Below are 26,030 nucleotides of genomic sequence, written 5' to 3'. Positions count from 1 at the left end.
GCCCGGGGGCGACGCCTCCGGGCCCGTTTCCATGGGCGACGCCGCGATTCGCCTCGACAAATGGCTGTTCCACGCCCGCTTCGCCAAGTCCCGCGGCGTGGCGGCCAGGCTTGTCTCCGACACCGGCGTGCGGATCAACGGCGCCCGCGCCGCCAAATCCGCCCAGTCGGTGCGCCCCGGCGACGTGCTGACCTTCGCGCTCGGGCCCCATGTGCGGGTCGTGCGGATCCTCGCCCCCGGAACCCGCCGCGGCCCCGCGCCCGAAGCCCGGATGCTCTACGAAGACCTCGCCCCGCCGCCCGAGCCGGGCGAACGCGCCCCGCCCCCGGACCCCGCCACCGCGCCTCCCGCCCCCCGCGACCGCGGCGCCGGCCGCCCCACCGGGGCCGAGCGCCGGGCGCTCGACCGGCTCCGGGGCCGCGGCGACGGCTCCGGCGACTGAGCCGCCCCGCGCCGCCCGCCGTCCGCCCGCTGTCCGCGCGCGTCCCTCCGCGGCCCACGCCCACCGCGTCCCTATTGTCGCGGCGCGGTGTCTTGCACCTCCGGTTTCCCGCCCCTAGAACGGCCTCGATACGCGGCCCCAAGCTTGGCCCCAGGAGAGCCCCGCCGATGACCTATGTCGTGACCGACAACTGCATCCGCTGCAAATACACGGATTGCGTGGAGGTCTGCCCCGTGGATTGCTTCTACGAGGGCGAGAACATGCTCGTCATTCATCCCGACGAGTGCATCGATTGCGGCGTGTGCGAGCCCGAGTGCCCGGCCGAGGCCATCAAGCCGGATACCGAGCCGGACATGGAGACCTGGGTCGAGTTCAACCGCAAGTTCTCGGAGGCCTGGCCCAACCTCACCACCCGTCGCGACCATCCCGAGGACGCGGAGAAGTTCGACGGCATGGAAGGCAAGCTGGAGACCCATTTCTCCGAGGCGCCGGGCGAGGGCGACTGAACCTGCGCGCCGCGTCTCCGGTCCGGCCGGGGAGCGTGGGGCGGAGACGGCGGGGCGACATCGCCTCGCGGGGCGCCGCGCGAAGGCCGGCGTTTCGCTTCGGCGCCTGCATGGCGGGCGCCCGTTGATCATGCGTTGGGCGGCGCCTCTGGGAATCAGGGGCGTGTTGTGCTATATTGTTGTCACAACATGAAGGGCAGCCCACGCGCGCCGGCCTCCTGCAGAGGCCGCAAGCGGTTCCGGTTCCATAGCGACAGTCATCCCGAAGCGCCGCTTCCTGGCAAGCGGAGCGCGGGCTTTCGTCGCCTTGGCGCCTGCCGTGTTCGCCTGGGCGCCTGCACAAGAAGGATGGCGATCTCACATGACCAAGACCGGCGCGAAGAAGTCAGATTTCCGGCCCAATGATTTCGTGGTCTATCCCGCCCATGGCGTCGGGCAGATCGTTCGGATCGAGGAGCAGGAGGTCGCCGGCACTCACATGGAGCTGTTCGTCATCTCCTTCGACAAGGACAAGATGACCCTCCGGGTGCCCACCGCCAAGGCGAATTCCGTCGGCATGCGCTCGCTCAGCTCGCCCGACATCGTGGATGCGGCGCTCAAGACCCTGAAGGGCCGCGCCCGCGTGAAGCGCGCCATGTGGTCCCGCCGGGCGCAGGAATACGAGCAGAAGATCAACTCCGGCGACCTGATCTCCATCGCCGAGGTGGTCCGCGACCTGCACCGCGCCGAGGATCAGCCCGAGCAGTCCTACTCGGAGCGTCAGCTCTACGAAGCCGCGCTTGAGCGTCTGATCCGCGAGCTCGCCGCCGTCGAGCGGATCGAGGAGACCGACGCCGCCGATCGAATCGGCCAGATGCTGATCTCCCGCGCCGCCGCCTGACCGGCCCGCGCCGGCCGCGCGCCGGACCCGGAATTCGCCCCCCCGCGCCGCAAGGCGCGGGGGTTTTTCGTGGGGCGTCGGCGGGGGGGGCGACCGGGAGGCGCAGTGGGGGGGCGAAGCCGCGCGACACCCCTCGCGCCGGTTGCGCCCGGGCGCCCGCGCGGCCCGGAGACGTGATCTCCGGTTGCGCCGTCTCCCGTCCCGCCGCCGCGCTCCGATGCGTCGGAAGGCCGGGGAGGCGATAGAAGGGGGCGGGGCCGCCCCAGCCCTTCGCCTCTTGCGCCGGGGCGCGCGTCCCGGCCCGGCCGCTGCCCGAGGCGCGACGTCATCGCCGCCAAAGGGGCCGCCGATCTGGGGCGCATTCGTCAGCCGCCCCAGGCGCAGCCCGCGAAAGTCCGCGGCGTCGGCTGCTTCGCCGCGGCGCGGCCGGACACCAGCGCCCGCGCGGGTTTCCACTCCGCCGACAGCCGAATGGCGGGGGCCAGCGGCGGCAAGGCCCGCGGCGGCGCTGTCGGGGCTGTCGGGATCTGGCGCGGTTGGCGGCGTTCGCCTGTTTTGCGGCCTGCCATGCTTTGTCGCCCGAAACCCTTGGATACGCCTGTCGCCGGTCCCCGCGCAGGGAAGCCGCGCGACCGCCGCTCCGCCGGTGTCCCGGTTCCGCCCGCGCGGCCGTCAGGCCCAGGCGCCCGGCGGCCTCCGGCGAAAGGCGCCCGCCCCCGAGCTCGTCCGGATGAGCGGGGGGGCGACGCCGCGCCGCCCCGAACCTCTTCACCCGCATCCCGGGATCCGCGCCGCGCGGGCGCGCCGGCGCCGCCGTCGCGCGGGTCGACGCGCGGCTCCCTCGCCGCCATCCGGCGCCCCGCTCGCAGCGGGGGGCGAAAGCCCGCCCGCCTCAGGCGAAATAGGCCGCGATCACCCGCGCATAGACCGCGCGCAGCCGCTCGATCTCGTCCACCGGCGCGTATTCATCGGTCTGGTGCATGGTCAGCCCGGTCAGCCCGAACTCCGCCACCGGGCAATGCGCCTTCACGAAGCGCGCGTCCGAAGTGCCGCCGGAGGTCGACAGCTCCGGCGCCGCCCCCGTCTCCGCCTCGATCGCGGCCGAGAGCAGGTCCGACAGCCGACCGGGCGGCGTCAGGAAGCTCTCCCCGCTCACCCGCGCGCGCAGCTCGAAGCCGACGCCGCTCTCCTCCGCCGCCTTCGCCGCCTCCGCCTCCAGCCAGGCGACCAGCCCGGCCCCGTCATGGGCGTCGTTGAAGCGGATGTTGAGCCGGGCGGAGGCCTCGGCCGGGATCACGTTCGTCGCCATGTTGCCCGTGTCGATCGAGGTCAGCGCCAGGGTCGAGGCCTGGAAATGGTCGGTTCCCGCGTCCAGCTCATGCGCCGCCAGCCGCGCGCACAGCCCGGCGAGCGCCGGCAGCGGGTTCAGCGCCATGTGCGGATAGGCCGAGTGCCCCTGCCGCCCGCGCGCGATGATGCGGGCGTTGAGCGAGCCGCGCCGCCCGATCTTCACCATGTCGCCGAATCCCTGGCGCGAGGTCGGCTCGCCCACCACGCAATGGTCCACGCGCTCGCCCTGCGCGTCCATCCAGTCGAGCAGCGCCACGGTGCCGTCCCGGGCGTCGCCTTCCTCGTCCCCGGTGATCATCAGGACCAGCGAGCCGCGCACCCCGCCCCGCGCCGCCGCGATGGCGGCCGAGACCCAGGCGGCCACGCCCGATTTCATGTCGCAGGCCCCGCGGCCCCAGACCTTTCCCTCCGCGATCTCGCCGGAGAAGGGCGGGCGGGTCCAGGCTGAAACGTCGCCGGTCGGCACCACGTCGGTATGCCCGTTGAAGCCCAGCGCCGGGCCCTGCTCCCCGAAGCGGGCGTAAAGGTTGGCGATCCCGTTCCGGTCGACCCGCGTGCAGCGGAAGCCTTCGGCCTCCAGCAGGCCCTGCAGCAGGACCAGGGCGCCGCCCTCCTCGGGCGTGACCGAGGCGCAGCGGACCAGGGCGGAGGTGAGGGCGACGGGATCGAGCGGGTCGAGTTCTGCGGACATCGGCTTCGGGTCTCCTTGGAAGGCGGAGGGGAGGGTGGGGCGCCGGCGCGCAGCTGGCAAGCGGGGGAGCCGCGCGTCGGCCGCGGCGCGGGTGGGGCGGGGGGCGCCCGCGCGGCGCGGCGGGCGGGGCGCCGGCGGCCCCGGGCGCGGGCGGCGAGGCGGCGCGCGACCGAATGGCGTCGCGGCGGCGTCGGGGAGGCGCGCGTTTCCCTGAGACGGCCCGCAGCGGGCTCTGGCCAGGCGTGCGCGAGAGTCGGGGCGCGTCAAGGCCAGGCCAGGCCAGGCCGGCCGCGCCCGTCGCGGCGCGAGCCCTGACCCGCCCCGACTCTCGCTCGGGTCTTGTCTCGCTGCGGCTTTTGGGGGGGGGGCGCAAGGCCGGGGGCAGGGGACGCCTCCGCCCTCGACCGGGCGACGCGCCGCGCGGGCGCAACGGCGCGGCCCTTGTCCGGGTCGTCGCGCGGCTCCCCACCCGGCGGGAAAGGGCGGACCCGCCGGCGATGAACCGCCGCCCCGCTCGGCCGCCCCGCAGGCGCCTTCAGTCGAAGAAGGGCTGGACCTGCGCCACGATCACGGCGTTGTCGGCGCGGGCGCGGTCCATCAGGGCGCGGTCCTCCGGGCCGATGTCCTCACCGGCCTCGACCCGCTCCTGCAACGTGCCCCAGCCGGTGACCTCCAGCGGGTTCAGGTCGGCGGTCTTGAGCACCGCCACCGTCTCGCGCACCGCCTCGGCCTCATCCACCCCGGTCGCGTAGCACATCAGCGCCGCCCCCGTGGCGCCCTCGGGCAACCCGTCCTCGGCCGCGCGCCCCACCTCCACCAGCAGGGTGAACACCTGCTGGGGACGCGGCGCGCGCTCGGGCTTGGGAACCTTGGCCGTCTTCGGGCGTCTGGGGGCGTCGTCGCTCATGTCCCGCCTCAGTCCCGCAGCAGGTCGTTGATCGAGGTCTTGGAGCGCGTCCCCGCATCCACCCGCTTCACGATCACCGCGCAATAGAGGCTCGGCCCCGGCTCGCCCGAGGGCAGCGGCTTGCCGGGCAGCGAGCCCGAGATCACCACCGAATAGGGCGGCACCTCGCCCATGAAGATCTCGCCGGTGTTGCGGTCGATGATCTTGGTGGACTGGCCCAGGAACACGCCCATGCCCAGCACCGAGCCCTCGCGCACGATCACGCCCTCGACCACCTCGGAGCGCGCGCCGATGAAGCAGTTGTCCTCGATGATCGTCGGGTTGGCCTGCATCGGCTCCAGCACGCCGCCGATGCCGACGCCGCCCGACAGGTGCACGTCCTTGCCGATCTGCGCGCAGGAGCCGACGGTGGCCCAGGCGTCGACCATCGTGCCCGCGTCCACATAGGCCCCGAGATTGACGAAGGAGGGCATCAGCACCGCGCCGGGCGCGATATAGGCCGAGCGCCGCGCGATCGAGCCCGGAACCGCCCGGAACCCGGCCTCCTTCCACTTGGCCGCGTCCCAGCCGTCCCACTTGGAGGGCACCTTGTCCCACCAGTCGGACTTGCCCGGTCCGCCGGGGATCGGCGCCATGTCGGTCAGGCGGAAGGACAGCAGCACCGCCTTCTTGAGCCACTGGTTCACCACCCAGGTCCCGTCCGCGCCGCGCTCGGCGACCCGGCCCTTGCCGGAATCCAGCAGCTCCAGCGCCGCCTCGACCGCGTCGCGGGTCTCGCCCCTGGTGGCCGAGGTGACGCCGTCCCGCGCCTCCCAGGCGGCTTCGATGGCGGTTTCGAGCGCGGCGTGGGCGTCGGTCATGGCGGGTCTCCGGCTGGTCGGTCGTGATGGACTGTCGTGATGGACTGTCGCGAAGGCGTATGGTCGTCGGCGCCGGCCCGCGCCTGGGGCGGCGGGCGAAGCGACGCGTGGTTCGGGGCGCGGGTCGGGGCGCGCTTCGGTTCGGGGAAGCGAGACCGCAGGCCGGCCGCCGCATCCCATCGCATCGGGTTCCGGCGCAGGCTATAGAGGGGGCGGGCGCCGCGCGCAATCGCTCCCGCGCGCGAGGTCCGCTCACGGGCGAGCTGTTTCGCCCCGGCCCATCGCCGCCCCATCGCCGCCCCGACGCCGCCCCGAAGCGGCCGGCGGGGCCCCGTCCGTTTCCGCGCGCCGGCCGCATCCCGGCCCCCGCGCGCGCCCTGCGCCGGCCCCGGCCGCGCTCTTCGTATCGCGAAAGTCCCACGGCCATGTCCGACACGCCCGCCTTCCCCCGGTCCGCCGCCCCCCTCGCCGCCGGCCGCCCCCTCGACCCCGCGGTCGAGCGCGCCAAGGCCGAGGAGCGCCATTCCGTCTTCCGCTCCGCCCAGGAGGACATCGCCTCGGCCGAGCGCCAGCCGCGCACGCCGCAGACCGAATCGCCCGCCTACCAGCTCTCCTTCCGCGATCAGGATTTCCTGAAGCGCGAGGATCTGCGCCCGGTGCGCCTGCAGCTCGAACTGCTCAAGGCCGAGCTGCTGATGACCGAGGCCGGGGTGGATTCAACGGTCGTCTTCTTCGGCGGCGCCCGCATCCCGTCGCCCGACCAGGCCGGTGATGCGCGCACGCCGACGCTGGCGGGGCTCGCGAAATATTACGAGGAGGCCCGCCGCTTCGCCGCCCTGTGCACCGAGGCCTCGATCGCCGCCGGCGGCCGGCGCCATGTCATCGTCACCGGCGGCGGCCCCGGCGTGATGGAGGCCGGCAACCTCGGCGCGCTGGAGGCCGGCGGCCGCTCCATCGGGCTGGGCATCGTGCTGCCCCATGAAAGCGCGCCCAACGCCTATGTGACGCCGGAGCTCAGCTTCAACTTCCACTATTTCGCGATCCGGAAGATGCATTTCCTGATGCGGGCGGAGGCGATCGTGGCCTTCCCCGGCGGTTTCGGCACGCTGGACGAACTGTTCGAGGCGCTGACCCTGATCCAGACCCGCCGCATGGCGCCGGCGCCGGTGCTGCTGTTCGGCGAGTCCTTCTGGCGCTCGATCATCAATTTCGAGGCGCTGGCCGAATCCGGCACGATCTCGGAGGCCGACCTGGAGCTGTTCCGCTTCGTCGAAACCGCCGAGGAGGCGTTCGAGGCCCTGCGCCCGACCTTCGAGGACGCCGACGCCGCCGCGGCCCTGATCGAGGGCTGAGGCGCTCCCCCCCCTTTCGTTCCGGCCTCGCCGCCCGCCCGGGGACGCCGGCGGGGCCGGAAGGGGGGGCGGCGGAGGAGGCGCGGAGGATCAGCGGTCGCGGCAGGGCTGACGCTCTTCCCCCGCGCGGGGCGCGGAGGCGGGGAGGCGGATCGCGCCGTTCAGGCTTTCCCGAGACGCGGGCGCCGGTTCCGTCGCTCCGCCCTGGGCGTCGCCCGCGGCGCTTCCGTTCCCCGCGCCCATCGCGCGCCGCCGGCGCAGGCTGGCGGCGACGGACAGGACCAGCCCGATCCTCGGATCATCCTCCGGCATCGCCGCCTCGTCGTCGTCCTCCGCCTCGGCGCGGGTGATCGTCTCCCACAACAGCAGCTTGGCCAGCAGGTCGTCGTCATTCGCCGCCGGCGCCTCGGCCATGTCGCGGGCCAGTTGCCGCTGCGCCGATTCCAGCGTCCTCAGCATGTCCTCCAGTTCCGCCTCCGCCGCGAGACTGCGGGCCGCGCTGGCGCGCATGGACTGGAGCGACATGTCGAGCGCCCGCCATTCCTGCAGAAGGCGCAGCGGTTGGGATCCGTCGGCGGCGTCGCGAAGGGGCTCGGGGGGCGCCTCGTCGGCGCCGGGCGGGGGGCAGGGGCTTCTACGCATCGGGGGGCAACAACTCCGTGGGCGTGCAATAACGTTTTTTCACAAGGCGAGCCCGGCCGGAGTTGCACGCTTTCGGGACGTCCAGCTTGGGCGCGGGCTAATTAACTATGATTGCTTTAGTGGGTGAGTCCCGTGATCGCGTGACGCGGGAGCCTGCGCGCCCGGCCCCGCGTCACGCCCTTCTCCGCCTCGCAGGGGGCGGCGGCCAGCCGCTTGTCAGGGCGAGGTGAGCCCCAGCGTCACCGCCCGCACGGCCGCCGAGATGCGGTCGCTGACCTCGAGCTTGGCGAAGATCCGGCGCAGATGGGTGTCCACCGTGTGCGCCGAACATCCCAGGATGTCGCCGATCACCGAGTTCGACTTGCCCCGCGCCACCCAGTGGATCACCTCGTTCTCCCGGGCGCTGAGCAGCGGCCGGGGCGCCGCGGCCGGTTCCGCCGGCGCAGGCCGCGGCGCCGGTTGCGCGGCGTGCAGGCGGGCGGCGGCGGTATGCGCGATCTGGCAGGCCGTCCGGATCGCGAGCGCCGTCTCGTGCGAAGGACGCTGGCGCCTGGGATCGAACCCCAGCGCGCAGACCGCGTGGCGCCCTTCGGGACCGAAGACGCCGAACATGACCGCGTCGTTGGGCACCGTGCTTCGCACCACGGCCATGAAGCGCGCTTCCTCCGGGGAGAACGCGCCGCGCCAGGCGGGATCGAACAGCCGGAACGGCTCCGGCCCCTTCAGGGCCTGCGCGGCGACCGGATCGACCGAAGGGTCGCGGTCTGAGCCGAAGAACCGCTCGAAGTCGCGCGGCGCGTCTTGCGACAGCAACAAGCGGGGCGCGAAGACCGCCTCTTCTTGATGTTCCGTGACCAGCAGCCTTGGATAGCCCGAGGCGCGCGCGAACCCGTGGGCCGCGAGCCATACGGCCTCCGGGGTGGGCGCGGCGTCCACCGCAAGCACGAAGGCGCGGAAAGGCGTGTGCTCCATGACCGGACAAGGGTAGCACGTCAGGGTTGCGCTTCCATGCCCGCTCACGGCTTTTGGGTGACGGACGCCAGGTAAATTGATCGTGATCCGGAATTCGTCCGCCGTTTTCGCGGCGATTGACGCCGATCGCTCCACTCTGCGGTTCCGCATCCCGCGCCTGCGCATCACGGCGGCGGCGCCAAAGTCCCGCGCCCCCGGTCTTGCCGCACCGCTGCGCAGCGCCTAGCTTCTGGACACATGCGCGGGCCCCCGCCCTCCGGTCCCGCGCTGCAAAAGGATCGCGATGACCTCCCCCGCCGAGACCCCCGCCGAGACCCGCGCCGCAGACGCCGCCGCCTTGCCGCCGCTGGTCGACCCCTTCGCCCGGGCGATCACCTATCTGCGCGTTTCGGTCACCGACCGCTGCGACCTGCGCTGCGTCTACTGCATGTCCGAGCACATGCAGTTCCTGCCCAAGAAGGACCTCCTCAGCCTCGAGGAGCTGGAGCGTCTGTGCGGCGCCTTCGTCGATCTCGGCGTGCGCAAGCTGCGCATCACCGGGGGCGAGCCCCTGGTGCGCCGGGACATCATGACCTTCTTCAACGCCATGGGCCGGCGGCTGGAGGCGGGCACGCTGGACGAGCTGACCCTGACCACCAACGCCACCCAGCTGCGCCGCTTCGCCAGGCCGCTCCACGACGCCGGGGTGCGCCGGGTGAACGTCTCGCTGGATACGCTGGACGAGGGCCGGTTCAAGGACATCACCCGCTGGGGCCGCTTCGCCCAGGTGCTTGACGGCATCGACGCGGCGCAGGAGGCCGGGCTGCACGTCAAGATCAACGCCGTCGCCCTGCGCGGGGTCAATGACGACGAGATCCGCTCGATGACCCGCTGGTGCCACGAACGCGGCATGGACATCACCTTCATCGAGGTCATGCCTATGGGCGACATGGGCGAGGAGGACCGGCTCGACCAGTATCTCCCCCTGACCGAGGTGCGCGAGGAGCTGGCGAAGGAGTTCACCCTCACCGACATCCCGCTCAACACCGGCGGCCCCGCCCGCTACATGCGGGTGGAGGAGACCGGCGGCCGCGTCGGCTTCATCACGCCGCTGACCCATAATTTCTGCGAGAGCTGCAACCGCGTGCGCCTGACCTGCACCGGCCAGCTCTACATGTGCCTCGGCCAGGACGACGACGCCGACCTGCGCGACGTCCTGCGCGCCTCGTCCGACGACGCCCCCCTGCGCGCGGCGATCCGCTCGGCCATCACCCGCAAGCCCAAGGGCCACGACTTCGACTATTCGAGACGCGAGGTCCGCGGCGAGGTCACCCGCCACATGAGCGTCACGGGGGGGTGATCCGGCCCGCTTCCCCGCGGCTGCGTTGACGAACCTGTCGATCGCCTCGGCGCGCTGTGGCAGCTTTCCCCAATAGAGGGGGAGCGCCATGAACGCCGTCGCGGATTTTCTGATCGCCGTATTGATCGACTTCAAGACCGAAGGGCCGGTCGCGCAGATCGGTTTCGTCGCGCTGGTTCTGGGCGCGGTCTTCGGCGTCGCCATATGGTTCGTGCGCCGCGTCAACAAACGCGTGGACGTGCTCGTCGGCACGGAACGGGACCTCAAGGCCCGGTTGGACAAGCAGCTCGGGATCATCGAGGGCCTGCGCAAGGAACGCGACGCCAACGCCGACCTGCTCGACCAGCTCGACCCGGACCGCTTCCGCAAGACGCTGGCGACGGCGCGCAGGACCTCCCTCTCCGCCGCCGAGGCGGAGGCCGAGACCTATGTCGACTGGCACGCCCCCGCCCTGAAGGACGCCTACGGCGTTCTCCTGCAAGCGCGGCTGGCGCAGGTCGAATACGGCGAATCCGCCCTGCTCGCCGCCCGCCGCCACGCCATGGGCGCCATCGCCGCCGATCCCCACGACCTCGACGCCCAGGCGTCGCTGAAGACGGTGGACGCCCTTCTCGACGCCGAGGCGCGAACGCCCGAGACCGAGGCCGCGAAGACCGAGCGCGCCGAACGCGACGCCCTGCTGGGCGAGATCGAGGCCGCGCCGGAGGACCCGGACGTTCTGCGTCGCGTCGCCGCGAAGTTCTTCGAGCGCGGCCGCTACCGGCTGGCCGAAGCGGTCGCCGAACGCGCGCTCGAAGCCGCCGCTGCCGCGGGCCGCAACCCGGACGGGGAGTTCGGGCTCCGGGTCCGGTTCCGGATGATCGAAAGCGCGATTTTCGGGGGCCGCCACATGCGCGCCGAACAAGTGCTCGACCCGGCTCTGGAGGCCGCGAAACGCACCCAGGGACCTGACGCCGCCGTCACGCTGAGTCTCAGAAGCGTTCAAGGTTCGCTCGCGCTCTCGCAGGGCCGAGCGGCGGAGGCGGAGGCGGCCTTGCGCGCGCTGCTGCCGGACTACGAGCGTGCGCAGGGCGAGTCGCATCCCGGGACGCTCGCCACCCGCCACGAGCTCGCCCGTGCGCTGCTCAATCAGGGTCGGGCGGCGGAGGCGGAGGCGGCCTGGCGCGCGCTGCTGCCGGACTTGGAGCGTGTGAAGGGCGCGTCGCATCCCGACACGCTCACCACCCGCGCCTCCATCGCCCGGGCGCAGCTCGACCAGGGCCGGGCGGCGGAGGCGGAGGCGGCCTGGCGCGCGCTGCTGCCGGACGAGGAGCGTGTGAAGGGCGCGTCGCATCCCCACACGCTCACCACCCGCGCCCTGCTGGTCGCGGCGCGGGCGCGGCTCGGCGATGTGACGGGCGCGCGGGAGGCGGCGGCGGGGCTGCCGGAGGATCTCGGCGCCGTCTTCGGCGAGGGAAACCCCAGGATCGGCCGCGTGCTGCTTCCGCTCGGCGAACTGGCCGCGGCGGAAGGGGATCGGGAGGGGGCCGCGCGGCGCTTCGAGGCGGCGGAGGCGCTCTATGCCGGCAGGCTCGCGCCCGAGGCGTTCGAGCATCGCGACCTGGCCGAGGCCCGCGCCCGCTGGCTCCCGGACGACGCCGCCGCGCCTCCCGCCGCCGCCTCCTGACCCGGCCCTCGCCCCCGATACCCGAGTCTTTCGCTTGTCATACGCGCGGTGCACGCCCCGTGCACGCAAATCACCCCCCTTTTTCCGCCCCCCTGCGGCCTCTCCGCCGCTTTTCTTTTCGCCCCGACCATGACAGAGGGAAGCGCCAACCGATCCCAGCCCTGAAGAGGACCCCATGGAGATTCGCGAGGCCTATACCTTCGACGACGTGCTGCTTGTGCCCGGGGCCTCGGAAGTCCTCCCCGCCGACGCCGACCTGCGCACCCGCGTCACCAAGGAAATCGAACTCAACATCCCCCTCCTGTCCTCCGCCATGGACACCGTGACCGAGAGCGACATGGCCATCGCCATGGCCCAGGCCGGCGGGCTCGGGGTGCTCCACCGCAACCTGACCATCGACCAGCAGTCCGACCAGGTGCGCCGGGTCAAGCGGTTCGAAAGCGGCATGGTCTACAAGCCGATCACGCTCGGCCCCGACCAGACCCTCGCCGACGCCCGCGCCATGCAGGCCCGCTACAAGATCACCGGCTTTCCGGTCGTCGACGGGCAGGGCCGCCCCATCGGCATCCTCACCAACCGCGACATGCGCTTCACCGAGAACGAGGCCACCCCGGTCCGCGCCATGATGACCCCCCAGGACCGCCTGGTGGTGGCGACCGAGCCCGTGACGCCCGAAGACGCGCGGCGCCGGATGCATGATCGCCGCATCGAGAAACTGCTGGTGGTCAACGCCGAAGGCCGGCTCTCGGGCCTGCTGACCATCAAGGACCTGGAAAAGGCGGTGCTGCATCCGCGCGCCTGCAAGGACGGGCTGGGCCGGCTGCGCGTCGCCGCCGCGACCACCGTCGGCGACGCCGGTTTCGCGCGGTCCGAGGCGCTGATCGACGCCCAGGCCGATCTCATCGTCATCGACACCGCGCATGGCCATTCCGCCTCCGTGGCCGAGGCGGTGACCCGCATCAAGAAGCTGTCCAACGCCGTGCAGGTGGTGGCCGGAAACGTCGCCACCGCCGAGGCCACCCGCGCCCTGATCGACGCCGGCGCGGACGCGGTGAAGGTCGGCATCGGCCCGGGCTCGATCTGCACCACCCGCATCGTGGCGGGCGTGGGCGTGCCCCAGCTGACCGCGGTCATGGACTGCGCCGAGGAAGCCGCGCGGCATGGCTCCGTGGTCATCGCCGACGGGGGCATCAAGTTCTCCGGCGACCTCGCCAAGGCGATCGCGGCGGGGGCGCATTGCGCGATGATCGGCTCGATCCTCGCCGGCACCGACGAGGCCCCGGGCGAGCTGATCCTGTGGGAGGGGCGGTCCTTCAAGGCCTATCGCGGCATGGGCTCCGTCGGGGCCATGGCGCGCGGTTCGGCCGACCGTTACTTCCAGAAGGAGGTCACGGCCGAGAAACTGGTGCCCGAGGGCGTCGAGGGCCGGGTCGCCTACAAGGGCGCGGCGGGGGCGGTGCTGCACCAGCTCACCGGCGGGCTGCGGGCGGCGATGGGCTACACGGGCGCCCGGACGGTGGCGGACATGCACGCCAATTCGCGCTTCGTGCGGATCACCGGCGCCGGCCTGCGGGAGAGCCACGTCCACGACGTGCAGATGACCCAGGAGAGCCCGAACTACCGGGTCGGCTGACGCCGCCAAAGGAACGGGAGACGACGCAGGGGCGGTCCGCAGGGGCCGCCCTTCGTCGTTCAGGCGGCTCCGCCCTCGAACCTGGCCTCTCCGAGGTCGGCCATGCGCCGGTCGCCGCCCGTGTCGTCCGGAACCTCGCCGCCGGTGGTCCCGGCGGCCATGCCCCGCGCGCCCGCCCTTGCCGGGCGCGGCGAAATCGGCTCAGGTCCCCGCGCTCGCCCGCATCCTTCCCACGACCCCGGAGCCTCCGCCCATGCTCGCGCTCTATTACGCCCCCGGCTCCGCCGCCATCGCGCCCCAGGCGGTGATGGAGGAGCTGGGGCTCGACTACGAGCTGCGTCTGCTCGACCGCGCGACGCGGGCCCAGAAGGCGCCCGACTACCTGGCGCTGAACCCCTCGGGGCGCATCCCGACGCTGATCGACGGCGACCTGACGCTGTTCGAGACCGGGGCGATCCTGCTGCATCTGATCGGCGCGCATCCCGGCGCCCGGCCCGGCGCCGCCCTCGCCCCCGCGCCGGGCGGGCGGGACCACGCGCTGTTCCTGCAATGGCTGTTCCATCTGACGACCACGCCGCAGGTCACCTTTCACGAATATTTCTACCCCGAGCGCTGGGCCGCCGGCCCCGAGGACGAGCCCCGCGTCCGCGCCGCCGGCATCGCCAGGCTGGAGGCGGATTTCGCGCTGCTCGACCAGGCGGTGGCGGGGGAGACGAGCTTCCTCGCCTCCGGCTTTTCGGCGCTGGACCTGCATCTGGCGATGCTGGCGCGGTGGAGCCGGGACATGCCGCGTCCGATGTGGACCTGGCCGAACCTCGCGCGGGTGATCGCGGCGGCCGCGGCCCGGCCCGCCTTCCGCCGCACGCTGGCCCGCCAGGGGCTGACCTGGCCGGAGGCGTCGCCGCTCGCGGTCTGAGCCGCCCGGCCCGCCGGGCGCGTCTACGTCTTGCGCCGGACGCGGCGGGGTCTTGCGCTGGACGCGGCGGGGTCTTGCGCCGGGCGCGGCGGGGTCTTGCGCCGGCGCGGAAAGGACGCGCAGTCTTGCGGAAGGGCGTCCTTCCCCGCCATCCGGCCCCCCCGTCATTCGCCCCCCTCCATCCGGCCCGCGTCATCCGCCAAGGGTTCCATGCCTCCTTCCGCGCTGCTGCTCATCGCCATCGTCGTCTTCGCCTACGCGGCGCTTTACCGGCGCCTCGCGACCACGGCGATCACCGCGCCCATCGTCTTCGTGGCCCTTGGCTTCGGGCTGGCGCATGCGGGGTTCGGCGAGGGCGCGGCGCAGGCGCTCGCCTTCGACCTGGTGGCGGAGGTCTCGCTGGCGCTGGTGCTCTTCGCCGACGCCTCGCGCACCGATGCGCGGGCGCTGATCCGCGCGCATCTGTGGCCGGCGCGGATGCTGGCGCTGGGCCTGCCGCTGGCGATGGCGCTGGGGCTGGCGGCGGGGCTGGTGCTGCTGCCCGGCTGGCCGGTCTGGGAGGTCGCGGCGCTGGCCGCCATCCTCGCCCCCACCGACGCGGCGCTGGGGCAGGCGGTGGTCTCCAACCCCGCGCTGCCGATGCGGGTGCGCCGGGCGCTGACGGTGGAGAGCGGGCTGAACGACGGGCTGGCCCTGCCGGCGGTGCTGCTCTTTGCGTCGCTCGCCGCGGCCGAGGATGTGGCGGGGCGAGGGGGCGCCGACTGGTCGGACTGGCTGGGCTTCGCCGCGGCGCAGATCGGCTTCGGGATCGCGGCGGGGATCGCGGTCGGCCTGGCCGCGGGGCGGCTGCTGGCGGCGGCCGGGGCGCGGCGGCTGACCAGCGCGGATTCCGAGGGCCTGGCCGCCATGGCCGCCGTCGCCGCCGCCTATTTCCTGGCCGAGACCCTGGGCGGCAACGCCTTCGTCGCCTGTTTCGCAGGCGGGCTGGCCTTTGGCGACGGGCTCAACGGCGGGCGGACGCGCGGTCCCTCGCCGCTGGGCGGCTTCGTCGGCGAGTTCCTGGAGAACGAGGGCCGGCTGCTGGTTCTCGGCGCGTTCCTGCTGATCGGGCTGACCCTTCTGCCCGGCGCCCTGGCGCGGGTGGAGCCGGCGGAGCTCGCGCTGCTGGCCCTGTCGCTGTTCGCGATCCGGCCGCTGGCGATCTGGCTGTCGCTGGCGGGGACCGGGGCGGGGTGGCGGACGCGGCTGTTCCTGGGCTGGTTCGGGCCGCGGGGGCTGGCGACGGCGCTGTTCGCGCTGCTGGCGCTCGACCGCGGCGCGCTGGTCCATGGCGAGGCCATCCTGGCGCTGGCGGCGGTGGCGGTCGCGGTCTCGGCCCTGCTGCACGGGGCCACCGCCGCCCCCGCCGCGCGGCTGTTCGGCCCGGCGCTCGCGCATGAGGCGGGGGAGCCGGGCGAGGCGCCCGAAGATGGGGAGAAGGCCGGGCTTGGGGAGAAGGCCGGGGCTGAGAAGGCGGGGCTTGGGGAGAAGGCGGGGGCTGGGAAGGCGGGGACCGACCCCGCCGCGCCCCCGCGGTCCCGGCTCAATCCTTGACGAAAAGCTCCCTCGGGCGGTTGCAGAGGCACTCGGCCGGGCCGTCGTCGCGGATCACGATGGTCTCGGTGATCTCCAGCCCCCAGGCCTCGGTCCACAGGGCGGGCATGAAGTGGAAGGTCATCCCCGGCTCCAGCACCGTGTCGTCCGAAAGCCGCAGCGAAATCGTCCGCTCGCCCCAGTCCGGCGGATAGCTGAGCCCGATCGCGTAGCCGCAGCGCCCCTCCTTCTGCAGCCCGGCCCGGTGCAGCGCCGAATAGAGCGCGCGCGCCACGTCCGACGCGCGCGCGCCCGCGCGGCCGGCTTCCAGCCCCTCCTCGATCCCCTCGGCCACGGCGGAGGCGGCGTCGAGGATCTCCTGCGGGGGTTTGCCCAGCCAAACGGTCCGGCAGAACGGCGCGTGGTAGCGGCGATAGCAGCCCGAAAGCTCGAAGAACGTCGCCTCGTCCTTCTGGAAGGGGCGGCCGTCCCAGGTCAGGTGCGGGGCGGCGCTGTCGGGGCCCGAGGGCAGCATCGGCACGATGGCGGCGTAGTCGCCCCAGATCTGCTCGCCGTCCTCCTCATAGCCCTTGAGCGCTTCGGACATGATCTCGGCGGCCAGCAGGTTCTTGGGCAGGCCGGGTTCGATCTTCTCATAGGCCACGTCCTGGATCCGCTCGGAGATCTTCGCGGCGCGGCGCATGAACACCAGCTCCTCGTCCGATTTCACGGCGCGCAGGCGGTTCACCAGGGCGGTGGCGTCGGAGAGATGCGCCTCGGGCAGCTCATGGGCGAGCGTGAGATGGGCGCGGGCGGAGTAATAGTAGTTGTCCAGCTCCACCCCGATGGCGGCGCGGGCGAGGCCGAGCTCGCGCAGCAGGGCCGCGAGGTCCTGCATCGGGTGACGGTCGACGGCCTGCACGAAGTCGTCGTTGTAGGAGCGCAGGCGGTCGTCGGAGAGCCAGGCGGTGCGCTTGGCGCCCTCGGCGTCCATGCGGCGGCCCCACCAGAAGGGGTCGGCGTCGTGGGTCACCAGCACGCCCTGATGGACGTAGAAGGACCAGCCGTCATAGCCGGTCAGCCAGGCCATGTTGGACGGGTCTTCGCAGAACAGCGCGTCGAGGCCGCGGGCCCGCATCTCGGCGCGGGTCAGGGCGAGGCGGCGGGCGTATTCGGCGGCGGAGAAGGCGGGGGCGATGGCCGGCATCTGGGCTCCGTGGTCGGAAGGGCGGCCGGCGGGGCGCGGGCGCGCGGGGCGAGGCGGGGGGCGCGGTCGCGGGCCGGGCGGCTTGCGTCGGCGTCCCCTGCTGGCGAGCCTGCGGCGCCGCGGGGCGCCCTATCAAGGGCCGGACCGGGGCGACGTGGGGCCGCGGGGTCGCCGGGGCGCGGTCGGGCGGCGCCTGAAACAGTCGGCGAGAAGGGTTAACACGCGGTGACGGAGGCGCGACGATCCGATCCCGCGGCGGGCGTGATCGAGGGCGGAAGGCGGCTCGGCGGCGCCTCTGCGAGGCATTCCTTTCGTCTCCGGCCGCGTCGCGGCCTGCGGGGCGGCGCGGGGAGGCGGGCCGAGCGGCGTCGCGGCGGATTTCACGACAGCTTGCGCCGCGCGCTCTTGCCATGGCGCTCCGGGCGAGGTCAGGACTTGGGAAACCGCGGCGGCCCCGGGGACTGTCGCGTCTCCTTTTCCGGGTGAGTTCCGCCATGCGCCGCGCCGCACGTCCTTTCCGCCCGCGCGTCAGCGCCGTCGCCGTAGCCGTCGCCTTCGCCCGCCCGGGCGCGGGCGGCGCGAGGGCGCCCGGGAAATGACGCCGGATCCGATCCCCGGCTGGGTTCCGCTCGACCTGGCGCAGCAGGCGCTGGTGGCGCTGCAGGCCGTGCGGCTGCATCTGGTGGTGCTGGCGGCGCTGGCCGCGGCGGGGATCGCGCTGCTGCGCTGGCCCTCGCCGGCGGCGGCGCTGGGCATGGCGCTGGCGGCAGGGGGGCTGGGGCTGGGGCTCGCGACCGGGTGGGGCGTGGGGACGGGGCTGGGCCCGGTCTGGCGCGCAGCGCAGGCGCCCCCCGCGGAAGGGCGGGCGGCGGCGCCCGGCCTGTCCGCCGCCGCCGCCATCGGCGCGCCCGAACGCGGGGGCGAGGACGGGGGCGGGGTCGAAGACGGGGGCGAGGTCGAAGACGGGGGGCCGATCGACATCACCCTGGTCTCGGCGAACATCCGCAGGGGCAACCCCCGCATGAAGGAGGCGCTGGCGGCGCTGGCCGCGCTCTCGCCCGACGTGACCGTGCTGATCGAAGCCGACGCCCGCCCGGGCGGCCCCCTCGCCGCCGCGCTGAACACGCCCGCCGCCGCGCCCTTGGGCGACCCGGTCCTCGCGCGCTATCCCTGGATCAGCGTCACGGCGCTGAGCCCGCATCCCGCCCGGCTCAGCCCCCGCATCCTGTTCTTCCGCCGGATGCCGGCGCGCAGCGCGGTGGATGTGCAGATCGCGCCCGGCCGGATGCTGCGGGTGGTGGGCGTGCACTTCGCCTCGCCGTTTTTCCAGAGCCATGTGAACCAGCGCGCGGGACATGCCCAGTTCGGGCAGATCGCCGCCGACCCGCTGGTGGCGGTCGGCGACTTCAACGCCCCGCCCTGGGCCCCGGAACTGGCGGAGATCGCCGGCGCGCTCCGCGCCCGCCAGGTCGGCGGATGGCGGCCGAGCTGGCTGCCCGGCGCGGGCGCGGCGGCGCGGGCGCTGCGGCCCTGGCTGGGGCTCGCCATCGATCACATGATGGTCACGCCCTCGGTCGAGGTGCTGTCGATCCGGATGGTCCCGGTCCCGGGATCGGACCACCTGGCGCAGGTGGCCCGCCTGCGGCTGCATCCCCCGCAAAGCCCGACCGAACGCGCCGCGCCCGACGCCGCGCCCGATGCCGGGTCCGATGCCGATCCCGGGGGCTGACCGGCAGGGGCGAAATCCGGGCGGGCGCGGCCCTTCTCAGGCCGCCCGCTCATCCGCGGCGGCGTCCTGCGCGAGCCGCCGTCCGAACCCCTCGCGCGCGGCGCGGTACTCGGCCTTCAGCCGCCGGCAGAGCGCGGCGGTGGAGGGGACGTCGTCGATATTCCCGATCCCGTGCCCGGCGGTCCAGATGTCCTTCCAGCGCTTCTTCTCGTGGTTGGACTGGATGCGGCCGGGGCGGGTGACCTTCAGCTCCTCCAGGTCGATGCCGGCGGCGACCAGGCTGGGCGCGAGCCAGTTGCCCGGCGCGCCGTCGATGGCGGACGACAGCATCACGTCGGTCGCCACGCTGTCGAGGATCATGCGCTTGTGGCCGGGGGCGGCGTCGGATTCCTCCGTGGCGATGAAGCGGGTGCCGATATAGGCGAGATCGGCGCCCATCGCCTCCGCCGCCATCACGTCGCGCCCGGTGGTCATGCCGCCGGCCAGCGCCACCGCGCCCGAATGCATCCGCCGGATCTCGTTGACCAGCGAGAACGGGTTGAGCGTGCCGCAATGCCCGCCCGAGCCGCCGGCCACCGCGATCAGCCCGTCGACCCCGGCGGCCAGCGCCTTTTCCGCATGCCGCCTGGAGGCCACGTCATGCAGGACGATGCCGCCATAGTCGTGGATGCGCTCCACCGCGCCCTCGGGCGTGGACTTCGAGGTGAGGACCAGCGGCACCTTGTGGCGCACCACAAGGTCGAGATCGCCGGCCAGACGCTCGTTCGAGGCGTGCATGACCAGGTTCACCGCGAAGGGGGCGACCTTGCCTTCGGCGGGGTCGCGGTCGTGCAGGCGGGCCATGCCTTCGCGCATCTCGATCAGCCAGGCCTCGAAGGTCTCGCGCGTGCGGGTGCCATGGGCGGGGAAGGAGCCGACCATGCCCTCGGAGCAGGCGGCCAGCGTCATCGCGGGGTTGGAGACGAGGAACATCGGCGCGACGATCGCGGGGATCTCGAGCTGGCCGAGCAGGTCGTCGAGGGTCATGGGGCGGGCTCCGGTGGCTGGACGGTTGGCTCAGGGGTGCGACGGGGGAGGGGCGGCGTCAAGTCGGATTGTCGGACATTCGAGGCGTGGGCGGCGGATATCAGGGATGCGAAAGGCGCCGCGTCGGGGCGCGCACCCGACTGCGCCCGGACGCCCGCGGCGCGCTGAGGCGGGGGCGCCGGGCGGAGCCGTCTCAGGCCGGCCTGCCGGGCGCGGGGGCCGGGGCGGGAGCGGGGGCGGGGGCGGGGACGGGGATAGGGACGGGGAGGGGCGCCTGGACGGCGCGGGCGATTTCGGCCCCCGCATCGACCGCCTGGTAGACGGGACGCGGCGGGCGCCGGTCCGCGGCCACCTCGCGCCGCAGCCAACGCTGGGTCTCCAGCCGCTTGAGCGACTGGGACAGCGCCCGGTCGGTGATGGGCGGAAGCGCGGCGCGGATCTGGTTGAAATGCCGCGGCTCCCGGCACGCGGCGAGCACGGGGGCGGTCCAGGCCCGCCGCAACAGCGCCTCGCCCGCGCCCGCCCGTTCCATCCGCGCGGCGGCGGCGGCGGCGGCGCGGCCCTGGGGCGTGAGTCGGAATTCCGGGCGCAGCGGGTGGCCATGGCCGGGATTGCGCTCCAGCAGGCCCAGGGCGTGCAGATGGGCGAGGCTTTGGGCGAAGGCGGTCCGCCCGGCGCCCGTGGCGGCGAGCAGCGGCGCCTGCCGGCCGGGAACCCCGGCGTCAAGTCGGGCGAGGATGCTGAGCGACCAGGCGCGCGCAGTCAGCTTGACAAGAAACTCAATGTCCATTTTGTATAGTTAATATACTTCATGCCGGAAAGGGAAGCCCATGCCCGCCGCCTCGCTCCAGTCCACGATAACCCTCGCGATCTCGGTGCGGGATCGCCATGCCAGCGCCGCGTGGTACGCGGAGATGCTGGGCTTCGCGCCGCTCTACCACGCCGACGAGGCGGGCTGGAGCGAGCTCTCCACGCTGACCGAGGGCGTGACGCTGGGTCTGGGCGAGCAGGCGGAGCCGAGCCCCGGCAACACGGTCCCGGTTTTCGGCGTGGCCGACATCGCGGCGGCGCGCGCGGGGCTGGAGGCGGCGGGGGTGCGCTTTGACGGCGAGACCGAGGTGATCGAGGGCATGGTGGCCACGGCCACCTTCTACGATCCGGACGGCAACGCGCTGATGGTCGCGCAGGACCTGACCGGCGGCGCCTGACGGCGGGGCGGGGGCGCCGCGTCGGCCCGGGCGCCGGGTTGGGGCGTCGCGCCCGCGGCGCGCGGAAATGGGGGCGCCCGCGGCGCGCGGAAATGGGGGCGCCCGCGGCGCGCGGAGAAGGGGGCGCCCGCGGCGCGCGGAGAAGGGGGCGCCCGGCGGGGCCGTTTCGGGCCGGCGCCGGACGCGGGATCGGAGCGTGAGGCTCAGACGCTGGCGAAGGCCGGCGCGCGCTTTTCCACGAAGCTCTGCACGCCTTCCTTGAAGTCCGGCGCCTTGAAGCTGCCGTCCATCTCCGCATCCGCCGCGGTGAGCGACTCGGCGAAGCTCTGGTGGTAGGAGGCGCGCACCTGCCGCTTCATCACCGCCATCGAGCGGGGCGAGACCTCATCGGCCATGGACTTCGCGACCGCGTGGACATGGGCCATCAGATCCGCCCCCGGGATCGCCTTGTTGACCAGCCCGAGCGCCTGCGCCTCGGTCCCGTCGAACTTGCGCGAGGTCAGCAGAAGGTCGAGCGCGTTGGCCTCGCCCACCAGCCGGGGCAGCAGCCAGGCCATGCCATGCTCCGCCACCAGCCCGCGGGCGGAAAAGGCGGTGGTGAACCGCGCCTCGGCCGCGGCGAAGCGCAGGTCGGCGAACAGCGCCAGCACCATGCCGATCCCCGCGCAGGGGCCGTTGATGGCGGCGATGATCGGCTTGGGACAGGCGAACATGTAGCCGAAGCGGCCCGGGAAATCCGCGGTCACGTCGGGGCCCGGCGCGGCGGAGAAGTCGGGCTCCGCCGCCTTCCTGGTGATCTCGCCGCCGCTTGATCCGATGCCCTGCAGCACCTCCATGTCGGCGCCGGCGCAGAAGCCGCGGCCCTCGCCGGTCATCACGATCGCCCGCACGCCGGCGTCGGCCGAGGCCTCCGAGATGGCGGCGCGCAGTTCGTCCGCCATGGTCCCGGTATAGGCGTTGAGCCGGTCGGGGCGGTTGAAGCGGATGGTCGCGACCCGGTCGGTCACATCGTAGATAATCTGGGTGTAGTCGGTCATGCGGGGTTTCCTCCTTGTCGGCCGGTTGGCGGCTCTGATCAGGGAACACAGAACCATCCCGCGCCGGCTTGCGCCAGCGCCGCATGCGAAAAGAGCGGGCCGGCGGGCGCGGCGGCGTTTCGCCCGAAAGGCCGCGCGGCGATCACGGAACCGTGTGCGCGAAACTTTTCCCGCGCGGCGCCGGTAACTCCCCTCGAACGTCCCCGCTGGCGGGACGACGCACCAACCGGGAGATCTCCGCCATGAAAGACGCCTTTCGCGCCCTGACCCTCGCCGCCGCTGCCGTCGCCGGCGTCGCCACCGTCGCCTACGCCGCCAATCCGCAGGTGGGCGGCGCGCCGATGTACACCAACAAGAACATCGTCGAGAACGCGGTCAACTCGAAGGACCACACGACCCTGGTCGCCGCCGTCAAGGCCGCGGGCCTCGCGGGGACGCTCCAGGGCGAGGGGCCCTTCACCGTCTTCGCCCCGACCAACGAAGCCTTCGCCGCGCTGCCGGCGGGCACGGTCGACAGCCTGCTCAAGCCCAACATGAAGAAGACCCTTCAGACCGTGCTGACCTGCCACGTGGTCTCGGCCAAGGCGATGTCGTCGGCCATCGAGGGCATGATCGCCGACGATGGCGGCAAGCATGTCGTGCCCACGATCGGCGGCTGCGACCTGATCGCCTGGGAGAAGGACGGGATCATCATGCTGGAGGACGAGAACGGCAACGTCGCCTCAGTGACCCAGCCCGACGTGGAGCAGTCCAACGGCGTGATCCACGTGATCGACACGGTGCTGCTGCCCAAGTCGTGACCTGATCCGACGGCGGACGAGGCCCGTCGGGCCCCCGGCGCGGCGGCGGCGTTTTCACACCCCGTTCGTCTCCGCGCCCGGGCTCCCGGGTCCGTCCGTCATCGGTTGAACGCCCGCGTCGCGCCCCGGCCGACGCGGGCGTTTTCGCGTCAGGCGCAGGCGGGCGGGCCAGACGGGCGGGCCAGACGGGCGGGACAGGCGGGCGGGACAGGCGGGGCGGATCGGATCGTCGAAGGCGGCCGCGCCCGGATCGGAGCCGAGCAGCCGCCCCGCGCGACGCTGCGACGTCAGCTCAGGAGGCGGGGGCCGGCGCCGCGCCTGGGGTCAGGAGGCGAGCTCCACCATCGCCGCCCCCAGCGCGATCAATGCCATCAGGCCGGCGCGGGCCGGGCCCAGCGGCTCGCGCAGGACCAGCCAGCCCAGCAGGGCCGCGAAGATCACCGAGGTTTCGCGCAGGGCCACCGCCTCGCCGACCTTGTCGAGCCGGGTCGCCAGCATCACGCAGCCGAAGCTGACGAAGGCGATCAGCGCGCCCGCCAGCCCCCGCCACATCAGCGGGCGCAGCGGCAGCCGGTCGGCCTCGGCCCGCCTGCGGCGGCGCAGCCAGGCGATCAGCGGAAAGCTCCACCCGTCCGCCACGAAGAACCAGGCGATGAAGGTGAAGGGGTCCGCGCTCTGCCGGATGCCCCAGGCGTCATAGGTGGTGTAGACCGCGATCATCACCCCGGTCAGCAGCGCGAGGCCGAGCGCGGTGAGCATGGTCTCCGATTGCAGCGACACCGCACGGCCGCGCAGGTTCACCACCGACAGCGACATGATCCCGCCCGACAGCATCGCGACGCCCAGCCACTGGCCGGGCTCGAAATGCTCTCCGAAGGCGATGGAGGCGAAGATCACCGTGCAGATCGGGGCGGTGCCGCGGGCCACCGGGTAGACCACGGTGAAGGCGCCGCGCTCATAGGCCAGCGCCTGCAGGGACTTGTAGAACAGGTGGATGGCCCAGACCCCGAAAAGGATCGGGATGATCTCGGGTTCCGGCCAGGGCAGGATGAAAAGCCCGGCCATCAGCGCCATCACGAAGACGAAGGCGTCGATGGCGCCCCGCGCCTCCCACGGGTCGTAGCGGGATTTCTGAAGCGTGCCGAGCACCGCATGGGCCAAGGCCGAGCACAGCGCGAGGATCAGGGCCAGGGTGGCCGCGAATTCGGTGCCTTCGACGGAAAGCACCAGGTCCGTCAGCATGTTCGCGTCTCCGGGCGGAGCGCGCGAGGCGGCGGCGACGTCACGCGATGTCCTCCGGTCCGGCCATGCCGACCAGCGCCCGGGCGAATTCCTCGGGGTCGAAGGGGGCGAGATCCTCGATGCTCTCGCCCACGCCGATGGCGTGGATCGGCAGGCCGAAACGGTCGGCCAGCGCCACCAGCACGCCGCCCTTGGCGGTGCCGTCCAGCTTGGTCATCACCAGCCCGGTGACGTCGGCGGCCTTGCGGAACAGCTCCACCTGGCTCAGCGCGTTCTGGCCCACGGTCGCGTCCAGCACCAGCAGGGTGTCATGCGGCGCGGTGGGGTCCTTCTTGCGGATCACGCGGACGATCTTCTCCAGCTCCGCCATCAGGTCCGCGCGGTTCTGGAGGCGTCCGGCGGTGTCGATCAGCAGCAGGTCCGCGCCCTCGTCCTGGGCGCGGGTCAGCGCGTCGAAGGCGAGGGACGCGGGGTCCGAGCCCTGGGGCGCGGTCATCACCGGCACGCCCGCGCGTTCCCCCCACACCTGAAGCTGTTCGACCGCCGCGGCGCGGAACGTGTCGCCGGCCGCGATCATCACCGACTTGCCGGCGCCGCGCAGCTGCATGGCGAGCTTGCCGATGGTGGTGGTCTTGCCCGAGCCGTTGACGCCGACCACCAGCACCACCTGCGGCTTCAGCCCGGTCAGCGGCAGGGGCCGCGCCACGGGCTCCAGCACGCGGGCGACCTCCTCGGCCAGAAGGGCCTTGATCTCGGAGGCGCCGACGCGCCGGCCGAAGCGGCCCTCGGCCAGATTGGCGGAGACGCGCAGCGCCGCGTCCACCCCCAGATCGGCGGAGATCAGCAGTTCCTCCAGCTGTTCGAGCAGATCGTCGTCGAGCACCCGCTTGCGCTCGGGCGCTCTGGGGGCGGAGGGGGGGGAGGTCGCGGCGCCGGGCGCGGGCTCTCCGCCGCCGCCGATGAGGCGGGAGAAGAAGCCGCGCTTCGGGGCCTCCGCCTGCGGCGCCGGCGCGGGGGCCGGTTCGGGCGTCGATACGGGCGTCGATAGGGGGGCCGGTTCGGTTCGGGGCGCGGGCGCCGGCGCAGGCTCGGCTCGCGGCGCCGGCTGCGGTTCGGGCGTGGGCTCCGCAACGGGCGCCGGAGCGGCGGCTTCGGGCGCCTCGGGCTCGCCCGTCTCCATCAGCGCGTCCAGCCCCTGGTCGAGCCGCGAAGAGGACTTCGTAAGGCGAGACTTGAGCTTCGAGAAAAACGACATGAGAACTCCCGGCGCCGCCCGGGCCGCAGACCCCGGGCAGGGGCCGGAATAGCGCGGCGGCGGCGCAGAGGAAAGGGCGCGCGACCCTGCGCGCGCCCTCTATCCGCCGGCTGCAAACCCTGGAGAGGGGGCGTTCAGCCCCGCCCGGCCCTGCGCGCCGCCAGGCCCAGGCCCAGCAGCGTGGTTCCGTCCATGACGAAGGAGATGCCGGCCAGCAGCCCAAGCAGCCACAAGGCCGCGCCGGGGAAGGAGGCGTAGATGATCAGCGCCGCCGCCAGCCCCACGGCGCCCGAGGCCGCCATCCAGCCCCAGCCCTTGGCCGGCCGCATCCGCAGCCCCTGCGCCAGCCGCACCCCGCCCGAGATCGCCAGCATCACCACAACGATCAGCGAGAAGGCGAAGAGCCCCGCCAGCGGATCGAAGATCGCGAGCAGCCCGCCGATCACGTAGACCGCGCCGATCAGCATGTGCCCCAGCGATTCCTTCCAGCCGCCGTCGCGCATGGCCTGCACGACCTGCCCGATGCCGGCGATCAGGAAGGCGAACCCGATCCACATGCCGATGGCGACCGATGCGAAGAAGGGCGCGAGGATCGCCAGCACGCCCATGGCGATCAGCAGCGCGCCGGCGCCGGCGATCCAGCCCCAGTTGCGCGACAGGGTTTCGCCGATGGGTTCGGGGGTGTGGGACATCGGAAGTCTCCGGTCAGTCTGGGCGGCGGGCGCGCCCTCCTGGCGCGGCCCGTCCGGGCGGCCACTCAAGGGCGCCTCGATCCGGCGCGCAAGGCGACGTGACGTC

The 26,030-nt window shown here is 73.2% G+C and carries 24 protein-coding genes; 12 read left to right on the top strand and 12 right to left on the bottom strand.

The window, feature by feature from the left end; genetic code table 11:
- Window positions 1-31 precede the first annotated feature (31 nt).
- From BLV24_RS12635 to BLV24_RS12625, 3 genes are all read left to right on the top strand, one after another.
- On the top strand, window positions 32-442 hold the full coding sequence (locus BLV24_RS12635) for an RNA-binding S4 domain-containing protein (protein ID WP_092682875.1): 411 nt from the start codon (window positions 32-34) through the stop codon (window positions 440-442).
- A gap of 167 nt (window positions 443-609) precedes the next feature.
- On the top strand, window positions 610-948 hold the full coding sequence (gene fdxA, locus BLV24_RS12630) for a ferredoxin FdxA (RefSeq protein ID WP_092682291.1): 339 nt from the start codon (window positions 610-612) through the stop codon (window positions 946-948).
- A 361-nt stretch (window positions 949-1,309) separates the two neighbouring features.
- The gene (locus BLV24_RS12625; RefSeq protein WP_092682289.1) at window positions 1,310-1,828 is read left to right on the top strand and encodes a CarD family transcriptional regulator; all 519 of its coding nucleotides are present in this window, start codon (window positions 1,310-1,312) and stop codon (window positions 1,826-1,828) included.
- A gap of 892 nt (window positions 1,829-2,720) precedes the next feature.
- On the opposite strand, the gene dapE is transcribed toward BLV24_RS12625, so the two are convergent.
- The 3 genes from dapE to dapD form a co-directional block, all read right to left on the bottom strand.
- Window positions 2,721-3,869: a succinyl-diaminopimelate desuccinylase gene (gene dapE, locus BLV24_RS12620; RefSeq protein ID WP_092682287.1), complete on the bottom strand. Its 1,149-nt coding sequence runs from the start codon at window positions 3,867-3,869 to the stop codon at window positions 2,721-2,723.
- A 535-nt stretch (window positions 3,870-4,404) separates the two neighbouring features.
- The gene (locus BLV24_RS12615; RefSeq protein ID WP_245710547.1) at window positions 4,405-4,776 is read right to left on the bottom strand and encodes a DUF8846 family protein; all 372 of its coding nucleotides are present in this window, start codon (window positions 4,774-4,776) and stop codon (window positions 4,405-4,407) included.
- An 8-nt stretch (window positions 4,777-4,784) separates the two neighbouring features.
- On the bottom strand, window positions 4,785-5,636 hold the full coding sequence (gene dapD, locus BLV24_RS12610) for a 2,3,4,5-tetrahydropyridine-2,6-dicarboxylate N-succinyltransferase (RefSeq protein WP_092682285.1): 852 nt from the start codon (window positions 5,634-5,636) through the stop codon (window positions 4,785-4,787).
- Between the two features lie 425 nt (window positions 5,637-6,061).
- On the opposite strand from dapD, the gene BLV24_RS12605 reads away from it, so the two are divergent.
- Window positions 6,062-6,988, top strand: coding sequence for an LOG family protein (locus tag BLV24_RS12605; protein ID WP_092682283.1), 927 nt, complete (start codon window positions 6,062-6,064; stop codon window positions 6,986-6,988).
- A 90-nt stretch (window positions 6,989-7,078) separates the two neighbouring features.
- Here BLV24_RS12605 and BLV24_RS12600 read toward each other — a convergent pair whose 3' ends face one another.
- On the bottom strand, window positions 7,079-7,630 hold the full coding sequence (locus BLV24_RS12600; protein ID WP_092682281.1) for a hypothetical protein: 552 nt from the start codon (window positions 7,628-7,630) through the stop codon (window positions 7,079-7,081).
- A gap of 216 nt (window positions 7,631-7,846) precedes the next feature.
- Complete coding sequence (locus BLV24_RS22555; protein ID WP_176954731.1) at window positions 7,847-8,602, bottom strand: helix-turn-helix transcriptional regulator; 756 nt, start codon at window positions 8,600-8,602, stop codon at window positions 7,847-7,849.
- Window positions 8,603-8,885: 283 nt separating this feature from the next.
- On the opposite strand from BLV24_RS22555, the gene moaA reads away from it, so the two are divergent.
- The 5 genes from moaA (at window position 8,886) to BLV24_RS12570 (ending at window position 15,749) form a co-directional block, all read left to right on the top strand.
- The gene (moaA, locus tag BLV24_RS12590; RefSeq protein WP_092682277.1) at window positions 8,886-9,941 is read left to right on the top strand and encodes a GTP 3',8-cyclase MoaA; all 1,056 of its coding nucleotides are present in this window, start codon (window positions 8,886-8,888) and stop codon (window positions 9,939-9,941) included.
- Between the two features lie 88 nt (window positions 9,942-10,029).
- Window positions 10,030-11,607, top strand: a complete 1,578-nt coding sequence (locus BLV24_RS12585) for a tetratricopeptide repeat-containing protein (protein WP_092682275.1) — start codon at window positions 10,030-10,032, stop codon at window positions 11,605-11,607.
- Window positions 11,608-11,782: 175 nt separating this feature from the next.
- Window positions 11,783-13,240 carry an IMP dehydrogenase gene (guaB, locus tag BLV24_RS12580; RefSeq protein ID WP_092682273.1) on the top strand — a complete coding sequence of 486 codons (1,458 nt, stop codon included), beginning with the start codon at window positions 11,783-11,785 and terminating at the stop codon, window positions 13,238-13,240.
- 253 nt (window positions 13,241-13,493) lie between these two features.
- Complete coding sequence (locus BLV24_RS12575) at window positions 13,494-14,156, top strand: glutathione S-transferase family protein (RefSeq protein WP_092682271.1); 663 nt, start codon at window positions 13,494-13,496, stop codon at window positions 14,154-14,156.
- A 210-nt stretch (window positions 14,157-14,366) separates the two neighbouring features.
- Entirely contained in the window at window positions 14,367-15,749 is a 1,383-nt protein-coding gene (locus BLV24_RS12570) for a cation:proton antiporter domain-containing protein (RefSeq protein ID WP_092682268.1), read from the top strand.
- Here BLV24_RS12570 and BLV24_RS12565 read toward each other — a convergent pair.
- Window positions 15,739-16,935: a M24 family metallopeptidase gene (locus BLV24_RS12565; protein WP_092682266.1), complete on the bottom strand. Its 1,197-nt coding sequence runs from the start codon at window positions 16,933-16,935 to the stop codon at window positions 15,739-15,741. The two genes, BLV24_RS12570 and BLV24_RS12565, sit on opposite strands and share 11 nt — an antisense overlap.
- A gap of 595 nt (window positions 16,936-17,530) precedes the next feature.
- On the opposite strand from BLV24_RS12565, the gene BLV24_RS21595 reads away from it, so the two are divergent.
- Complete coding sequence (locus tag BLV24_RS21595) at window positions 17,531-18,664, top strand: endonuclease/exonuclease/phosphatase family protein (protein WP_143040308.1); 1,134 nt, start codon at window positions 17,531-17,533, stop codon at window positions 18,662-18,664.
- A 36-nt stretch (window positions 18,665-18,700) separates the two neighbouring features.
- Here the strand turns inward: BLV24_RS21595 and BLV24_RS12555 are convergent, their stop codons facing one another.
- Together BLV24_RS12555 and BLV24_RS12550 are read right to left on the bottom strand one after the other, a co-directional pair.
- Window positions 18,701-19,690 (bottom strand): NAD(P)H-dependent flavin oxidoreductase, encoded by a 990-nt coding sequence (locus BLV24_RS12555; protein ID WP_092682264.1) that lies wholly within the window; start codon window positions 19,688-19,690, stop codon window positions 18,701-18,703.
- 193 nt (window positions 19,691-19,883) lie between these two features.
- Window positions 19,884-20,480, bottom strand: coding sequence for a winged helix-turn-helix transcriptional regulator (locus BLV24_RS12550; RefSeq protein ID WP_092682262.1), 597 nt, complete (start codon window positions 20,478-20,480; stop codon window positions 19,884-19,886).
- 40 nt (window positions 20,481-20,520) lie between these two features.
- Between BLV24_RS12550 and BLV24_RS12545 the strand changes: the two genes are divergently transcribed.
- Entirely contained in the window at window positions 20,521-20,898 is a 378-nt protein-coding gene (locus BLV24_RS12545; RefSeq protein WP_092682259.1) for a VOC family protein, read from the top strand.
- Between the two features lie 203 nt (window positions 20,899-21,101).
- Here BLV24_RS12545 and BLV24_RS12540 read toward each other — a convergent pair whose 3' ends face one another.
- Entirely contained in the window at window positions 21,102-21,935 is an 834-nt protein-coding gene (locus tag BLV24_RS12540) for an enoyl-CoA hydratase (RefSeq protein WP_092682257.1), read from the bottom strand.
- Between the two features lie 242 nt (window positions 21,936-22,177).
- Between BLV24_RS12540 and BLV24_RS12535 the strand changes: the two genes are divergently transcribed.
- On the top strand, window positions 22,178-22,735 hold the full coding sequence (locus BLV24_RS12535) for a fasciclin domain-containing protein (protein ID WP_092682255.1): 558 nt from the start codon (window positions 22,178-22,180) through the stop codon (window positions 22,733-22,735).
- Window positions 22,736-23,059: 324 nt separating this feature from the next.
- On the opposite strand, the gene BLV24_RS12530 is transcribed toward BLV24_RS12535, so the two are convergent.
- The 3 genes from BLV24_RS12530 to BLV24_RS12520 all read right to left on the bottom strand — a co-directional run bounded on the left by BLV24_RS12530 (window position 23,060) and on the right by BLV24_RS12520 (window position 25,924).
- Window positions 23,060-23,974: an EamA family transporter gene (locus BLV24_RS12530; RefSeq protein ID WP_092682871.1), complete on the bottom strand. Its 915-nt coding sequence runs from the start codon at window positions 23,972-23,974 to the stop codon at window positions 23,060-23,062.
- Between the two features lie 43 nt (window positions 23,975-24,017).
- Window positions 24,018-25,232 carry a signal recognition particle-docking protein FtsY gene (ftsY, locus tag BLV24_RS12525; RefSeq protein ID WP_092682253.1) on the bottom strand — a complete coding sequence of 405 codons (1,215 nt, stop codon included), beginning with the start codon at window positions 25,230-25,232 and terminating at the stop codon, window positions 24,018-24,020.
- Window positions 25,233-25,366: 134 nt separating this feature from the next.
- Window positions 25,367-25,924 carry an HdeD family acid-resistance protein gene (locus BLV24_RS12520; protein WP_092682250.1) on the bottom strand — a complete coding sequence of 186 codons (558 nt, stop codon included), beginning with the start codon at window positions 25,922-25,924 and terminating at the stop codon, window positions 25,367-25,369.
- Window positions 25,925-26,030 lie beyond the last annotated feature (106 nt).

The organism is Albimonas donghaensis, assembly GCF_900106695.1.
Lineage (GTDB): Bacteria > Pseudomonadota > Alphaproteobacteria > Rhodobacterales > Rhodobacteraceae > Albimonas > Albimonas donghaensis.
This window is presented reverse-complemented; position numbering and strand designations above follow the sequence as displayed.

Coding starts and splice junctions, on each gene's coding strand:
- moaA (WP_092682277.1), top strand. CDS start 8,886: ATGACCTCCCCCGCCGAGACCCCCGCCGAGACCCGCGCCGCAGACGCC.
- BLV24_RS12555 (WP_092682264.1), bottom strand. CDS start 19,690: ATGACCCTCGACGACCTGCTCGGCCAGCTCGAGATCCCCGCGATCGTC.
- BLV24_RS12545 (WP_092682259.1), top strand. CDS start 20,521: ATGCCCGCCGCCTCGCTCCAGTCCACGATAACCCTCGCGATCTCGGTG.
- BLV24_RS12615 (WP_245710547.1), bottom strand. CDS start 4,776: ATGAGCGACGACGCCCCCAGACGCCCGAAGACGGCCAAGGTTCCCAAG.
- BLV24_RS12625 (WP_092682289.1), top strand. CDS start 1,310: ATGACCAAGACCGGCGCGAAGAAGTCAGATTTCCGGCCCAATGATTTC.
- BLV24_RS12570 (WP_092682268.1), top strand. CDS start 14,367: ATGCCTCCTTCCGCGCTGCTGCTCATCGCCATCGTCGTCTTCGCCTAC.
- ftsY (WP_092682253.1), bottom strand. CDS start 25,232: ATGTCGTTTTTCTCGAAGCTCAAGTCTCGCCTTACGAAGTCCTCTTCG.
- BLV24_RS12540 (WP_092682257.1), bottom strand. CDS start 21,935: ATGACCGACTACACCCAGATTATCTACGATGTGACCGACCGGGTCGCG.
- BLV24_RS12635 (WP_092682875.1), top strand. CDS start 32: ATGGGCGACGCCGCGATTCGCCTCGACAAATGGCTGTTCCACGCCCGC.
- dapD (WP_092682285.1), bottom strand. CDS start 5,636: ATGACCGACGCCCACGCCGCGCTCGAAACCGCCATCGAAGCCGCCTGG.
- BLV24_RS12575 (WP_092682271.1), top strand. CDS start 13,494: ATGCTCGCGCTCTATTACGCCCCCGGCTCCGCCGCCATCGCGCCCCAG.
- BLV24_RS12585 (WP_092682275.1), top strand. CDS start 10,030: ATGAACGCCGTCGCGGATTTTCTGATCGCCGTATTGATCGACTTCAAG.
- fdxA (WP_092682291.1), top strand. CDS start 610: ATGACCTATGTCGTGACCGACAACTGCATCCGCTGCAAATACACGGAT.
- BLV24_RS12550 (WP_092682262.1), bottom strand. CDS start 20,480: ATGGACATTGAGTTTCTTGTCAAGCTGACTGCGCGCGCCTGGTCGCTC.
- BLV24_RS12565 (WP_092682266.1), bottom strand. CDS start 16,935: ATGCCGGCCATCGCCCCCGCCTTCTCCGCCGCCGAATACGCCCGCCGC.
- BLV24_RS21595 (WP_143040308.1), top strand. CDS start 17,531: ATGACGCCGGATCCGATCCCCGGCTGGGTTCCGCTCGACCTGGCGCAG.
- BLV24_RS12535 (WP_092682255.1), top strand. CDS start 22,178: ATGAAAGACGCCTTTCGCGCCCTGACCCTCGCCGCCGCTGCCGTCGCC.
- BLV24_RS22555 (WP_176954731.1), bottom strand. CDS start 8,602: ATGGAGCACACGCCTTTCCGCGCCTTCGTGCTTGCGGTGGACGCCGCG.
- dapE (WP_092682287.1), bottom strand. CDS start 3,869: ATGTCCGCAGAACTCGACCCGCTCGATCCCGTCGCCCTCACCTCCGCC.
- guaB (WP_092682273.1), top strand. CDS start 11,783: ATGGAGATTCGCGAGGCCTATACCTTCGACGACGTGCTGCTTGTGCCC.
- BLV24_RS12600 (WP_092682281.1), bottom strand. CDS start 7,630: ATGCGTAGAAGCCCCTGCCCCCCGCCCGGCGCCGACGAGGCGCCCCCC.
- BLV24_RS12605 (WP_092682283.1), top strand. CDS start 6,062: ATGTCCGACACGCCCGCCTTCCCCCGGTCCGCCGCCCCCCTCGCCGCC.
- BLV24_RS12520 (WP_092682250.1), bottom strand. CDS start 25,924: ATGTCCCACACCCCCGAACCCATCGGCGAAACCCTGTCGCGCAACTGG.